General features: G+C 63.7%; 13 protein-coding genes. 12 read left to right on the top strand and 1 reads right to left on the bottom strand.

Annotated elements, in window-relative coordinates; translation table 11 throughout:
• Positions 1-18: 18 nt before the first annotated feature.
• The 3 genes from AC0L15_RS19925 to AC0L15_RS19915 all read left to right on the top strand — a co-directional run bounded on the left by AC0L15_RS19925 (position 19) and on the right by AC0L15_RS19915 (position 2,370).
• On the top strand, positions 19-291 hold the full coding sequence (locus tag AC0L15_RS19925; protein WP_287067976.1) for an AbrB/MazE/SpoVT family DNA-binding domain-containing protein: 273 nt from the start codon (positions 19-21) through the stop codon (positions 289-291).
• Positions 291-1,328 (top strand): Holliday junction branch migration DNA helicase RuvB, encoded by a 1,038-nt coding sequence (gene ruvB, locus AC0L15_RS19920; protein ID WP_287247070.1) that lies wholly within the window; start codon positions 291-293, stop codon positions 1,326-1,328. The genes AC0L15_RS19925 and ruvB overlap by 1 nt, the downstream gene beginning before the upstream one ends.
• A gap of 127 nt (positions 1,329-1,455) precedes the next feature.
• Positions 1,456-2,370, top strand: coding sequence for a metallophosphoesterase (locus AC0L15_RS19915; protein WP_287247071.1), 915 nt, complete (start codon positions 1,456-1,458; stop codon positions 2,368-2,370).
• Here AC0L15_RS19915 and AC0L15_RS19910 read toward each other — a convergent pair.
• Positions 2,364-3,614: a glycoside hydrolase family 5 protein gene (locus AC0L15_RS19910; protein ID WP_473496833.1), complete on the bottom strand. Its 1,251-nt coding sequence runs from the start codon at positions 3,612-3,614 to the stop codon at positions 2,364-2,366. The two genes, AC0L15_RS19915 and AC0L15_RS19910, sit on opposite strands and share 7 nt — an antisense overlap.
• A 132-nt stretch (positions 3,615-3,746) precedes the next feature.
• Between AC0L15_RS19910 and ybgC the strand changes: the two genes are divergently transcribed.
• From ybgC to ftsH, 9 genes are all read left to right on the top strand, one after another.
• Entirely contained in the window at positions 3,747-4,220 is a 474-nt protein-coding gene (ybgC, locus tag AC0L15_RS19905; RefSeq protein ID WP_287247073.1) for a tol-pal system-associated acyl-CoA thioesterase, read from the top strand.
• Between the two features lie 293 nt (positions 4,221-4,513).
• Positions 4,514-5,224 (top strand): protein TolQ, encoded by a 711-nt coding sequence (gene tolQ / locus AC0L15_RS19900; RefSeq protein WP_023799988.1) that lies wholly within the window; start codon positions 4,514-4,516, stop codon positions 5,222-5,224.
• A 9-nt stretch (positions 5,225-5,233) separates the two neighbouring features.
• Positions 5,234-5,692, top strand: coding sequence for a protein TolR (gene tolR / locus AC0L15_RS19895; RefSeq protein WP_065011259.1), 459 nt, complete (start codon positions 5,234-5,236; stop codon positions 5,690-5,692).
• Between the two features lie 7 nt (positions 5,693-5,699).
• Positions 5,700-6,845, top strand: coding sequence for an energy transducer TonB family protein (locus tag AC0L15_RS19890; protein ID WP_473496830.1), 1,146 nt, complete (start codon positions 5,700-5,702; stop codon positions 6,843-6,845).
• A gap of 87 nt (positions 6,846-6,932) precedes the next feature.
• Positions 6,933-8,216 (top strand): Tol-Pal system beta propeller repeat protein TolB, encoded by a 1,284-nt coding sequence (tolB, locus tag AC0L15_RS19885; RefSeq protein WP_413468453.1) that lies wholly within the window; start codon positions 6,933-6,935, stop codon positions 8,214-8,216.
• Positions 8,217-8,529: 313 nt separating this feature from the next.
• Entirely contained in the window at positions 8,530-9,036 is a 507-nt protein-coding gene (gene pal / locus AC0L15_RS19880; RefSeq protein WP_027152911.1) for a peptidoglycan-associated lipoprotein Pal, read from the top strand.
• Between the two features lie 202 nt (positions 9,037-9,238).
• Positions 9,239-10,315: a tol-pal system protein YbgF gene (ybgF, locus tag AC0L15_RS19875; protein WP_287247075.1), complete on the top strand. Its 1,077-nt coding sequence runs from the start codon at positions 9,239-9,241 to the stop codon at positions 10,313-10,315.
• A 70-nt stretch (positions 10,316-10,385) separates the two neighbouring features.
• A complete protein-coding gene (gene tilS, locus AC0L15_RS19870; RefSeq protein WP_287247076.1) occupies positions 10,386-11,765 on the top strand; it encodes a tRNA lysidine(34) synthetase TilS in 1,380 nt (459 codons plus the stop codon).
• A gap of 123 nt (positions 11,766-11,888) precedes the next feature.
• On the top strand, positions 11,889-13,817 hold the full coding sequence (gene ftsH, locus AC0L15_RS19865; protein ID WP_077375335.1) for an ATP-dependent zinc metalloprotease FtsH: 1,929 nt from the start codon (positions 11,889-11,891) through the stop codon (positions 13,815-13,817).
• Positions 13,818-14,121 lie beyond the last annotated feature (304 nt).

Raw genomic sequence — 14,121 nt, 5'->3', positions numbered from 1 at the left:
CCGACTAGGAACAAGAGCATGGGCGGATATGCGGGTTTGACCTACAGGGGGCAGCTTACGATTCCAAAGACAGTCCGAGACGCGTTGTCGCTCAAGGCCGGCGATACGGTTGCGTGGACGGTCATGGATGGTCTTCTGATCGGAACGCCGCGCAATCTCGGATTTGCCGACCTTGCCGGATTTCTAGGCAATCCGCCCGGCGGTCCTGCCACACTGGAGGAAATCGACGCCGCGGTCGGGGATGCTGTCGGTCGCCATGTCGCTGGCGATCGCGACGGAAGTGGCGACTGATGAGCCTTTCGCCACGCCTCATTGCTCCCGACAAGCGCGGGGAAGATGCCGAGCAGACCTTGCGGCCGCAGACGCTCGGCGATTTTGTCGGCCAGGCGGCGGTGCGGGCCAATCTCAAAGTGTTCATCGAGGCCGCCAAGGGCCGCAGCGAGGCGCTCGACCATGTGCTGTTCGTTGGCCCGCCCGGCCTCGGCAAGACGACGCTGGCGCAGATCATGGCACGCGAGCTCGGCGTCAATTTCCGCTCGACCTCAGGCCCGGTCATCGCCAAGGCCGGCGATCTCGCAGCACTGCTCACCAATCTCGAAGACCGCGACGTGCTGTTCATCGACGAGATCCACCGGCTCAACCCGGCGGTCGAGGAAATCCTCTATCCGGCGATGGAGGATTTCCAGCTCGACCTGATCATCGGCGAAGGGCCGGCGGCGCGCTCGGTCAAGATCGATCTTGCCCGCTTCACCCTGGTCGCCGCCACTACCCGGCTCGGCCTTTTGACCAATCCGCTGCGCGACCGCTTCGGCATTCCGGTCCGCCTCAATTTCTACTCGGTCGAGGAACTGGAGCAGATCGTGCGCCGCGGCGCCCGCATCCTTGCCATGCCGCTCGGTGACGATGGCGCGCTGGAGATCGCTCGGCGCGCGCGCGGCACGCCGCGCATCGCCGGTCGGCTGTTGCGCCGCGTCCGCGATTTTGCCTCCGTCGCCGGCGACGGTCACGTCGACCGCGAGATCGCCGACGAGGCGCTGACGCGGCTGGAGGTCGATGCGCTCGGCCTCGACGCGCTCGACCGCCGCTATCTCTCGATGATCGCTCGGAATTTTGGCGGCGGGCCGGTCGGCATCGAGACCATCGCGGCAGGGCTTTCCGAGCCGCGCGACGCCATCGAGGACATCATCGAGCCCTATCTGATCCAGCAGGGTTTTATTCAGCGCACGCCGCGCGGCCGCGTGCTGACCGCCAATGCCTGGCGGCATCTCGGCCTCGATGCGCCGAAGGACCTGGCGCAGCAGCAGATCAGCCTGTTCCAGGAAGAGTAGCGTCGGCGCGGCGTTGCGGCCTTCGTTGCTGCGCAAAATCTCCTAATCCTGGTCTTGCCGGCGCATTTGCGGGCTCTAACAGCTTCGCTGTGGGGACCGTCGGTTCCACGAACGACGGGGTTGAGCGATGATCACCAGACGCGGCTTCCTGCGCCTCATCGGCGGTTCCTTCTTATCCGCCGTGTCGCTCAGTGCCTATGCGGTTGGCCTCGAGCCGATGCTGCTGACGCATGTAAAGCGCTATTCACTCACCCCGCCAAACTGGCCTGCAGGATTGCACCTTCGCGTCGTCGCTCTCGCCGATATTCATGCCTGTCGGCCATGGATGACGCCGGAGCGGATCAGGTCGCTTGCCGAACGGGCGAACAGCCTGCAGCCGGATCTGATTGTCCTGCTTGGCGACTATGCAGCCGGCACACGCCTGGTTACGGACTGGGTGGCTTCCTCCGAATGGGCGCCGGCCTTGTCAGGCCTGAAGGCGCCACTCGGGGTGTGGTCAATCCTTGGCAATCACGACTGGTGGGAGGACCTTTCCGCGCAGAGGGCCGGGTTGGGGCCGACGGTGGCGCGCCGGGCGCTCGAGAGCGCCGGCATACCGGTCCTGGAAAACGATGTGGTGCGCCTGGAAAAAGATGGGCATGGCTTCTGGGTCGCCGGACTTGCCGACCAACTTGCGCTGCGGCCGGCCAAGGCCTGGGGCCGCAGCAGGTTCACAGGACTGGACGACCTGCACGGCACGCTGGCAAAGGTAAGCGACAAGGCTCCCGTTATCCTGCTGGCACATGAGCCGGACATTTTCCCGAAGGTCCCGCCACGGGTATCGTTGATCCTTTCGGGCCATACCCATGGCGGACAGGTGCGGTTGCTCGGCTATTCTCCGGTCGTGCCATCCCGCTTCGGCAACCGGTTTGCCTATGGTCATGTCGTGGAGGAGAACCGCAACCTGATCGTCTCCGGAGGTCTCGGTTTTAGCATCCTGCCGGTGCGTTTCGGGATGCGTCCAGAGATTCTTACGATCGAATTGGGTTCGGCGCTTCAGTGAAGTGACCTGATCGCATTCATCACATCCGGCTCGGCCTTGTCGCCATCAAAAGCGTCGATGATGCCGAAGGCGCCGCCATAGCTCCAGATCGACCATGCGAAGCCATGGGCTTCGGCGCGCGCGATCATGTCCCTGAGATAGGCGGCACGGAATTCGGCCGGCATCACGTACGCATTGCCGTATTCCTGGCGGATCATGCCGAATTCGCCGAGCGTGATGTTCTCCGGTTTTATCCCGTTGGCCCTTGCCCAGGCATCGACCCTGGTGAACGGCGCCTCCATCGTCTCGCGCAGTTTCTCATCCGTGTCCAGGCTGGCGACCTGCTCGTCGAGATAAGCAAGCAGACCGCTCTGGCGCGCCCATGGCGCCTCGGCCTTGATCCTTGCGCGGATCGTATCGAGCGCAGCATCCAGTTGGCCGCGCGGGACGGCGCTGAGCGGATAGGGCAGGCCGGTGACATAGGGGATGAAGTCGCCGGCCCAGGTCGCGCCCTGATGGGTCAGCAGGAACGGGTCGTAGGAGTGAAAGGTCCAGATGATGTTGTCGTCAGGGATCGCCTTCGGATCGATCTTTGCCAGCGATGCCGCATTGGAATAGCAGGCGCCGGTCAGGATCAGGGTGAGCCTGGTGGCTGACGAACGCGCCGCCGCGAACAGTTTCTGCTGCCGCTCGGGCCACAGGCCGGTGCCGTCGGCGTCGCAGTCGATGACCGGCTCGTTCATCGGTTCGAAAGCGACTTGGCGCGGATCCTCATCGGCCAGCGTGCGCGCCATCTTGCGCACCATTTCGACATAGGCGTCGAACATTTGTGGATCGTCCATCACCTCGCCCATGCCGATCTTGCGGCCGCTGCCGCTAGGGATCAGGTGCATGTCGACGATCACCTTCAAGCCGGCGCGGTTGATCATGCGCACCGAGGCCAGCATACTGGCATAGAGCTCGTCGCGCAGCGCCAGCGTCTCGCCGGACAGGAACGGCGACGGATCGACCGGCATGCGCAGGAAATCGAAGCCGGCGCTCTTCAGCGCCTTGAGGTCGTCGTCGTTGAGGAATTTGCGCCATTCCGGATAGGGCAGGATTGCCCGCCGGTCGCCCCATTTGTCCTCGCCCGGCCATGTCGTCCATTGGTCGAGATTGAGGCCGCGCTTCATCATAAAGCTCGCCGCCTGGCCCGGCGGCACCAGCGCGGCCAGCACAAGCAGCGCCGCCATCAAGGTCTTGATCATCGCCGTCAACAGTGCCATCGGGTTCATGCGCCAAGTTAATGCGTGTCGCCCAAAACTGTGTAGCGGTTTTGGGACAACGACGCGCCCGGAAACACCACCTGAAGCGCGTCGCGCTTTAGGTGCCCGGCCAGGCCAAAAAAGGAAAGCGCGATGGACGATCATGGTGAATCGGCGGCGCTCTGCGCCGGGCTTTCCGGCGCGCTGACCGAATTCGGCCACCGGCTGATGGCGCGGGTCTACTATGCCGACACCGATTTCTCCGGCGTCGTCTATCACGCGCGCTATCTCGAATTCTTCGAGCGCGGCCGTTCCGATTATCTCAGGCTTGCCGGCGTCCACCACACCGAGCTTGCCGACGGCAAGCACGGCGAAAGAATAATCTGGGTGGTGCGGCGCATGGAGATCGACTTTCGCGGCTCCGCCCGCATGGACGATGTCTTGACCATCGAGACGCGTACCGAGGACATTTCGGGCGCCCGCATCTTTATGGCGCAGCATCTGAAGCGCGGCGGCGAGGTGCTGGTCGAGGCGCGGGTCGAGGCGGCGATCATCGGCGAGAACGGCCGGCCAAGGCGCTTTCCGAAGGAATGGATCGCAACCTTCATGCCCAAGACAAATCGGTAGTTCAAATCGGCAAGTTACCGATCCCAATGATCCGCTGACGATGCCAGGTGGCTCGCCCAAGGCGCGGCAATGCGCCGCGCTGTGCGTCCTAACCCATCGTTAACCATAACGGTTCATGAAGAGAGTGGTGAAGATTGGAGGAATCCAGCGCCTTCCTTTCACCAAGATTTGCCCTGAAAAGGCCGCCTACGGTGCATTTTGGGGTTATTCCGCAAGCTTTGCGCGAACGGATTACAAGGGATGCCTATGGGCCAGCCGCCAGCCGTGCCCGGAAAATTCTTAAGGACGTAACCATGGAAAATATCGCACTCGCCGAACCGGGCGCGCATTTGTCGATTTGGGCGCTGTTTACGCAGGCCGGCTGGGTGGTCAAGCTGGTCATGATCGGGCTGCTCTGCGCCTCGATCTGGACCTGGGCGATCATCGTCGACAAGCTCGTCGCCTATGGCCGCATGCGGCTCGCGCTCAATCGCTTCGAACAGGTGTTCTGGTCCGGGCAGTCGCTGGAAGAGCTCTACCGCACGCTCGCCGACCGCAAGACGTCAGGCATGGGCGCCATCTTCGTCGCCGCCATGCGCGAATGGAAGAAGAGCTTCGAGAAGGGAGCGAAATCGCCGCTTGGCCTGCAGACCCGCATCGACAAGGCGATGGACCTGGCGCTGACCCGCGAAATGGAAAAACTGGAAGGACGGCTTGGCTTTCTCGCCACCACCGGCTCGGCAGCGCCGTTCATCGGCCTGTTCGGCACCGTGATCGGCATCATGACCTCGTTCCAGGCGATCGCGGCATCGAAGAACACCAGCCTGTCGGTGGTCGCACCCGGCATTGCCGAGGCGCTGCTGGCCACGGCAATAGGCCTGCTGGCGGCTATCCCCGCCGTCATCGCCTACAACAAGCTGTCGTCGGACGCGAGCAAGATCGCCGTGCGCATGGAAGGGTTCGCGGACGAGTTCTCCGCCATACTCTCGCGCCAAATCGATGAAAAAGTCGCGCAGAAGACCTGAGGAACAATCATGGGAATGTCTGTAGGCGCGGGTGGCGGGGGACGCGGTGGTCGCGGCCACAGGCGGCGCGGCCGCCATCACGCGATGATATCGGAAATCAACGTCACGCCGATGGTCGATGTGATGCTGGTGCTGTTGATTATCTTCATGGTCGCCGCGCCCTTGCTGACCGTCGGCGTGCCGATCGACCTGCCGGACACGCAAGCCAAGGCGATGAATGTCGACACGCAGCCGATCACCGTCTCCATCAACTCCGCCGGCCAGATCTACCTCCAGGAGACTGAAATCCCGGTTGAGGAACTGGTCGCCAAGCTGCAGGCGATTTCGAAGACTGGCTATGACGAGCGCATCTTCATCCGCGGCGACAAGTCCACCGACTATGGCACGGCAATGAAGGTGATGGCCCGTATCTCGGCCGCCGGATACAAGAATATCGGCCTCGTTTCACTGCAGGAACAGGATCAATAGACGCAAGATGAGGACCGGCCTCACCACATCGGTGATCTTGCATGCGGTCGCGATCGGCTTCGGCCTGTTCACGCTGTCGGCGCCGGCGGCGTTGCCGGCGTCCGATGCCGAGTCTCTGGCAGTCGAGATCGTGCCGATGGAAGCGATCGCGCAGATACAGAAAGGCGACAAGAAGGCTGCGGTGAGTGAAAAGCCGGCGCCATTGCCGACCCAGCGCCCGGATATCGTTCCCGACGGCGACAACAGCGTCGATACCGACAAGCCGCCGACGCCGGAACCCAAGCCCCAGCCAGTCGATAAGGCTGAGGCGCCGCCGCCCGCGCCGACGCCGAAAGAAAAGCCGAAGCCCGAGGACGTGCCGAAGCCGAAGGAAGAGCCAAAGCCCATACCGGCGACGGAGGTTGCTCCGGTGCCGCAGCCGAAGGAAGAGGTCAAGCCCGAGCCGGTCAAGCAGGCGGAGCCCAAGCCGACACCGGCCAAGGAACCGGCGCCGACGCCGCCGCAGGACAAGACCGCCGCCATCGACCCGAAGCCTGAGGTCAAGCCGGATGCCGTCGCGGAAGCGATTGCCAAGGAACCGCCAACCGAGACGACGCAGCTGCCGGACTCGGCGCCCGCCCCGCAGGCGCGGCCGAAGCCGCAGCCGGCCCAGGCCGAAAGCGCCAAGGCGCCCGAGCGCAAGGACGCGGACGAGCCGGTCAAGGAAGCCTCGTCCAAGCCGAAATCGGAAGACAAGCAGTTCAACGCCGACGAGATTTCGGCGCTGCTCGACAAGCGCAAGCCGTCAGGCGGCGGCGCCAAGCGCTCGACCCAGCAAGCATCGCTCGGCGGGGACAAGGATCAGGGCCAGAAGCTTTCGAGATCGGAACAGGGTGCGTTGGAGGCCCAGCTTGGTGGTTGCTGGACCCTGCCGGTAGGGCTCGAGGGCTCCGAGAACTTTGTTGTCGTCGTCCGGTTCAACCTCGACGCCTCCGGCAAGCTGGATGGCCGGCCATCTGTCGAAACGTCGAGCGGCAACCGCCCGTTCGACGAAAGTGCCGTGCGCGCGGTTCAGAAATGCGATGTGGCCGGCCTGCAGGTTCCCGCAGGCAAACAAGACATCTGGGCCGACGTCCGGGTCACGTTCGATCCGAGGGAAATGCTGGGCCTGTAGGCCTGGCGCCCCGCAGAATCATTGAAGACCCGTAGAATCGTTTAAGAGAAGCGAGAAGACATGAAATCCATCCTCAAGCCGCTCCTGATGATCGTAGCGATGGCGCTGGGCATGACTGCCGCCGCCACCTTGCCGGCGCGGGCGCTCGTTGAGCTCAACGTCAACAAAGGCAATGTCGAGCCGCTGCCGATCGCCATCACCGATTTCCAGGGCGGCGATGCGTTGGGCGCGGAGATTTCCGGCATCGTCAGCGCAGACCTGAAACGCTCCGGCCTGTTCGCGCCGATCGACAAGAGCGCCTTCATCGAAAAGATCTCGAACCCGGATGCCACGCCTCGCTTCGAGGACTGGAAGGTGATCAACGCCCAGGCGCTGGTCACCGGCAGCGTCAGCAAGGAGGCCGATGGCCGCGTCCGCGCCCAGTACCGGTTGTGGGACACCTTTGCCGGCCAGCAGATGTCGGGCGAGCAGTTCTTCGCCAACGACGCCAACACGAGGCGCGTCGCCCACATCATCGCCGACGCCATCTATGAGCGGCTGACCGGCGAGAAGGGCTATTTCGACACGCGCGTCGTCTTCATCGACGAATCGGGTGCAAAGAACGCGCGCAAGAAGCGCCTCGCCATCATGGACCAGGACGGCGCCAATATCCGCTACCTGTCGGACGGCAGGTCGATCGTGCTGACCCCGCGTTTCTCGCCAAACCGGCAGGAAATCACCTACATGTCCTATGAAAGCGGCCAGCCGAAGGTCTATCTGCTGCAGATCGAGACCGGGCAGCGCGAACTGGTCGGAGACTTTCCCGGCATGACCTTTGCGCCGCGCTTCTCGCCCGACGGCCAGAAGGTGATCATGAGCCTGCTGCGCGAAGACGGCAATTCCAATATCTTCGCCATGGATTTGCGGAGCCGCTCGACGACCAGGCTCACCAACTCGACGGCCATCGACACCTCGCCGTCCTATTCGCCGGATGGCAGCAAGGTGGTGTTCACCTCCGACCGCGGCGGCCGCGCGCAGATCTATGTGATGGGCGCCGACGGTTCGGGCCAGACCCGCATCTCCTTCGGCGACGGCGTCTATTCGACGCCGGTGTGGTCGCCGCGCGGCGATCTCATCGCCTTCACCAAGCAGACTGCCGGCGAGTTCCAGATCGGCGTCATGCGCGTCGACGGTTCGGGCGAGCGCATCCTTTCAACCGGCTTCCAGCAGGAGGGGCCGACCTGGGCGCCCAACGGCCGGGTGCTGATGTTCTTCCGCGATTCGGCCGGCGGCCCGAAACTCGTTTCGGTCGATCTCACCGGCCGCAACGAACAGTCGATCCCGACGTCGAATTTCGCCTCGGACCCGGCCTGGTCGCCGCTGCTCGAGTGAGAGGGATTGGAGAAATGAGAATTGGAGAAATGAAGAATTGACGAAATGAACTGCGAGAGAAGCTAACGTGACCCTTCGTCAGTTCTTCGATTCTTCAATTCTTCGATTCCCTTTTTCCACGACTCGGTCGCGTTTCAGCCGCATTTCTGCCTACGGTCCGCGCGCATTGTTGCCTCCTCGGATTCCCCTTGGGCAAAACGGCTGCGGACGGCAGCCGAAACCAAATTTTAACCGTGTTTCTTGAACGCCGGTTAACCCAAACGTGGTTACTGGACGATCAACGAAATCACTCGAATTGCGAAGGAGAGGCGGCATGGGCCGTATCGCAGCACTTACCAGAAACCCGGCGATGATCGCGCTGGTGGCGTTGCTCGCCATCGCCGGCTGCGCCTCGAAGAAGAACCTGAACAGCGCCGCCGATCTCGGTCTCAGCGGCGCCGGGGCGGCAACGCCCGGATCGGCCCAGGATTTTACCGTCAACATCGGCGACCGCATCTTTTTCGATACGGATTCGTCCTCGATCCGCGCCGACGCGCAGACGACGCTTTCGCGGCAGGCGCAATGGCTGAACCAGTATCGGCAGTATGCCATCGTCATCGAAGGCCATGCCGACGAGCGCGGCACGCGCGAATACAATCTGGCGCTCGGCGCCCGCCGCGCCGCCGCCACCCGCGACTTCCTCGTCGCCAGGGGTGTTTCCGCCCAGCGCCTGAAGACCATTTCCTACGGCAAGGAGCGTCCGGTCGCGGTTTGCGACGACATCTCCTGCTGGTCGCAGAACCGCCGCGCCGTCACCACGATCAGCGGCGCCGGTTCCTGATCGGCAATTTTCCGATCGGCAGAAATGCAACACCTACGTGTGAAAGGCGGCTGCGGCCGCCTTTTTCATGTCCGGTGCCCGGATGTGGGACTTGAAACAAAATTTGGCCGAAGTCCTGCGTCCTTGGTAATAACCGAGGCGCCTGACGGTCCACTCCGATCGGAAGGCATGCAACAGGCAAACAATCCACGGCGAGAGGCACATGCATTTCAGATCGGTCTTGAGCGGCACGCTTGCGTTGCTGCTCGTATCAAGCGTCGCTGCCCCGGCAGTAGGCAATGAGCAAGGCACAGAAAAAAGCGGTTTTTCCTTCCGCCTGCCGACGCTCGGCATTTTCGGTGAAAAAAAGAAACCGGATCAGGTACAATTTGCGCAGGATGGCACCGGCACTACCGCGCTGGAGGAACAACTCCGGCAAATGAACGGCAAGATCGAGGAGCTCAACTTCCAGGTGCTGCAGATGCAGGAGCAGATCCGCAAGCAGCAGGAAGACAACGAGTTCCGCTTCCAGCAGCTGGAAGGCGGCTCACAAGGCGCGCAGCAGCCACGCGAGCAGAAGAAGTCGGACGCCACCACCAACACCGACAGCAGCGTCGCCGAGGCTCCGGCGACGCATGCGCCGGCCGATGCGGGCACACCGCCCGCCGGCGGCCAGAGCGGCGAGGTCATCGTCGAATCACCGACAGGCGAACCCGGCGCGGTGATCCCGGGCACGCCGCCGAAGACGTTCGGCACCATCACCGTCGACAAGAACGGCAATGTGATCGAGGGCAACACGCAGGCACATGCACCGGCGCAAAACACCGCCCCCAGCGACCAAGTTACCAGCGACCGGGCCGCTGGCACGCAGGCCGGCAAGTCCGACGATACGGTGGTCGCGGCGCTGCCCGCCACCGACGACCCGGAGGAGCTTTACCGCAATTCCTATCAGTTCATCCTGTCGGGCGACTACGGCACTGCCGAACAGGGTTTTCGCGACCACATCGCCCGCTTCCCCAAGGACGCCAAGACGGCGGACGCGCATTACTGGCTGGGTGAGTCGCTGCTCGGCCAGCAGAAGTACCGCGATGCGGCCGAGACTTTCCTCGCCGCCAGCAAGGACTATCCGAAGGCCAAGAAGGCTCCCGACATGCTGCTGAAGCTCGGTGTGTCGCTGGTCGGATTGAACCAGCGCGACGTGGCCTGCGCCACTTTCGGCGAGATCGGCAAGCGCTATCCGAACGTTTCCGGCGCGCTCAAGGAACGCGTCAAGCAGGAAAGGGCGCTCGCAGCGTGTTAGTTTTTCTCCTGCATGTTATCGTCCCAGGACTTGTTGCCCCAGATCCGGGGCCACTTTTGGGCGACATGCATTGACGCCCGAAACCGAGCCTGACCGTTCGGTTTTTTCGCAGTTCGACTTTACCAGCGGCGCTGTTGCGGCCGTGTCCGGCGGCAGCGACTCGACCGCCCTCCTCCTTCTCCTCAAAGATCACCTCGACCGTACCGCGCCGGCAACGAAATTGCTGGCTGTGACGATCGATCACGCTCTGCGGCCGGGCTCGGCAGCGGAAGCGCAGGCCGTGGCCAGGCTTTGCGCCGGGCGCGGCATTGCTCACCGCATCCTGGTCTGGTCCGGACGCAAGCCTTCGACCGGCCTGCCGGCTGCCGCGCGAGAGGCACGCTACGGGCTGCTGGCCGAGGCGGCGCAGGCGGAAGGTATCGGCCTTATCCTGACCGGCCACACGGCCGACGACCAGGCCGAGACGGTGCTGATGCGGCAAGCTCGCCAGGAGGGGGAGCGAGAGCCAGGGCGAGGTCTAGCCGGCATGGCACCGGCCACGCTCTATGACTGGCGGATCTGGATCGCACGGCCGCTTCTCGGCACACGGCGTGCTGCGCTGCGCGAAGTCCTGCGGCGCGCGAATGTCGGCTGGTCCGAAGACCCGACCAATGAAGACGAGGCTTTCGAGAGGCCACGTATCCGCGCAGCGCTTGCCGACCGCAATGGTGCGCGGGAAGACGCGTTGGCGCTGGCCGCGCGGGCTGCGGTGGAGCGCGAGCAGCTTGGTCATCGCGCCGCCGCGCTGATCCGTGGCTTTGCCAGCAGGCCCGCCGCCGGCCTTGTCCGTCTCGATCCGGGCTTTGCGACGGCCGGCGACGAGGCGGCGGCCGTCTACACGCTGCGCGTCCTGCTGGCGACTGTCGGCGGCGTTGCCTTTCTGCCCGACCAGGCTCGCAGCGAGGCGCTGCTCAACCGGCTGAGGCCCGGACCACCTGGCACAACCTCATTTTTCGCTACCTCGTTTTGCGCCACATTGTCGCGGACGGTGGTCGAAGCACGGCGTGCCGGCATCTTCCTGCGTCGCGAAACCCGCAACCTGCCGCCCGCTGCTCCTGCTTTGGACAATGCCCTCTGGGACGGCCGACGGAGGATCACATTGGGCGACGAGCCGGGTGAATTTTTGATCGCGCCGCTCGGCGCGGCGCGTGCCGCAAGACAGGCAATTGCCGAAAACGGCACGCCGCCGAGCCTTGTCCGCGCGGCTCTGGCGGCCGAGCCGGTGCTGTGGCGCGCAAGCGAACATCCAAGCGATAGCCCGATGTCGCCGGGAATGGCGGTATGCCCGGTCGTCGCGCCCTTTGCCCGCTTCCTGCCGTCCTTCGACCTGGCGCCGGCCGGAACTGTCGCTGCGCTGATCGGCGCGCCGCGACTTCCTGCCCCGCCTTTCGGCGGCCACACTGCCGGTTGATCATGGGCGAAAGCTTAACCGCGACATGCTGTTCTGCTTGGCAATGAAGGGCGCCATCCCTATGTTAGACCCAAGTTTCCTCTCACGACGCGTGTCCGCTGGCGGACACCAACGGGACAATTGATGAATCCGAATTATCGCAATCTCGCGCTCTGGGCGATCATAGCGGTCCTGCTCATCGCTCTCTTCAATCTGTTCCAGACGCCGCAGACGCGCGGAGCAGCGAGTGACGTCCCCTATTCGCAGTTCCTGCAGGACGTCGCGGCCGGCCGGGTCAAGACGGTGACCATCGCGGGCGCCCGCATCTCGGGCACCTATACCGACACCTCTACCGGCTTCCAGACCTATTCGCCGGGTGATCCGTCGCTGGTTTCGAGACTCCAGGACAAGAACGTCACCATCAACGCGCGCCCCGAATCCGACGGTTCCAATTCGCTGTTCAGCTATCTCATCTCCTGGCTGCCGATGATCCTCATCCTTGGCGTCTGGATATTCTTCATGCGCCAGATGCAGTCCGGCTCCGGCCGCGCCATGGGCTTCGGCAAGTCCAAGGCCAAGCTTTTGACTGAAGCGCACGGCCGCGTCACCTTCCAGGATGTCGCCGGCGTCGACGAAGCCAAGCAGGATTTGGAAGAGATTGTCGAATTCCTGCGTGATCCGCAGAAGTTCCAGCGGCTTGGCGGCAAGATTCCGCGCGGCGTGCTGCTCGTCGGCCCTCCCGGGACCGGCAAGACGCTGCTTGCCCGTTCGGTCGCCGGTGAGGCCAACGTGCCGTTCTTCACCATTTCCGGCTCGGACTTTGTCGAGATGTTCGTCGGAGTTGGCGCTAGCCGCGTCCGCGACATGTTCGACCAGGCCAAGAAGAATGCGCCCTGCATCATCTTCATCGACGAAATCGACGCGGTCGGCCGCCATCGCGGCGCCGGCCTCGGCGGCGGCAACGACGAGCGCGAGCAGACGCTGAACCAGTTGCTGGTCGAAATGGACGGCTTCGAATCCAACGAAAGCATCATCCTGATCGCTGCCACCAACCGGCCGGACGTGCTCGATCCGGCGCTGCTCAGGCCCGGCCGTTTCGACCGCCAGGTGGTGGTGCCGAACCCCGACATCGTCGGCCGCGAGAAGATCCTGAAGGTGCATGTGCGCAACGTGCCGCTGGCCCCCAATGTCGACCTCAAGGTGATCGCGCGCGGCACGCCGGGCTTTTCCGGAGCCGACCTGATGAACCTCGTCAACGAATCCGCCCTGATGGCGGCGCGGCGCAACAAGCGCCTTGTCACCATGGCCGAGTTCGAGGACGCCAAGGACAAGATCATGATGGGCGCCGAGCGCCGCTCGTCGGCGATGACCCAGGCCGAGAAGGAACTCACCGCCTATCACGAGGCCGGCCACGCCATCCTGGCGCTGAACGTGCCGTCGGCCGATCCGCTGCACAAGGCGACCATCATCCCGCGCGGCCGGGCGCTTGGCATGGTCATGCAGTTGCCGGAAGGCGACCGCTATTCGATGAGCTACAAATACATGATCTCGCGCCTTGCCATCATGATGGGTGGCCGCGTCGCCGAGGAGTTCAAGTTCGGCAAGGAGAACATCACCTCGGGCGCCTCCTCGGACATCGAACAGGCAACCAAGCTGGCGCGCGCCATGGTCACGCGCTGGGGTTTTTCCGACAAGCTTGGCCACGTCGCCTATGGCGACAACCAGGAGGAAGTGTTCCTCGGCCATTCGGTGGCGCGCACGCAGAACGTCTCGGAAGAGACGGCGCAGATCATCGACGCCGAAGTGCGCCGGCTGATCGACGAGGCCTATTCGACGGCCAAATCCATCCTGACCAAGAAGAAGAAGGAATGGATTGCGCTGGCGCAGGGGCTTTTGGAATATGAGACCCTGTCCGGCGAGGAGATCAAGCAGCTGATCGCCGGCCACAAGCCGGCACGCGATCTCGGCGACGACACGCCGCCGAGCCGGGGCTCGGCCGTGCCGAAATCCGGCAGCCGCCGCAAGAAGGGCCCGGAGCCCGAAGGCGGCATGGAGCCTCAGCCGTCAAGCTAGGGTCCTGCTCAGGAGATTGATTTCAAAAACGCCGCGGCTTGGACCGCGGCGTTTTTGTTCAGGAGGTGCCGACAGCCGATCGCGGCGCGAAGCCCGTCACCCCCATCGCATCCGCTCTTATGACGGATTCGGCTAATGTACGATGGGCGCGCTGTCCTGCCGACCTCTCAAGACGTGGGTTCCTCGCCCACCGCGAAGCGGGGGAGAGGTGGCTCGGCGAAGCCGAGACGGAGGGGGGGGGTATAGCGCACGTACCCCCCAGGGAATATAAAAAAAAAACCCCCCCCCCACCCCCACAAGAAAA

This window comes from Mesorhizobium sp. WSM4846 (assembly GCF_055811415.1).
The sequence above is the reverse complement of the archived record's forward strand: the minus strand, read 5'-3'. Positions and strand labels throughout refer to the sequence as shown.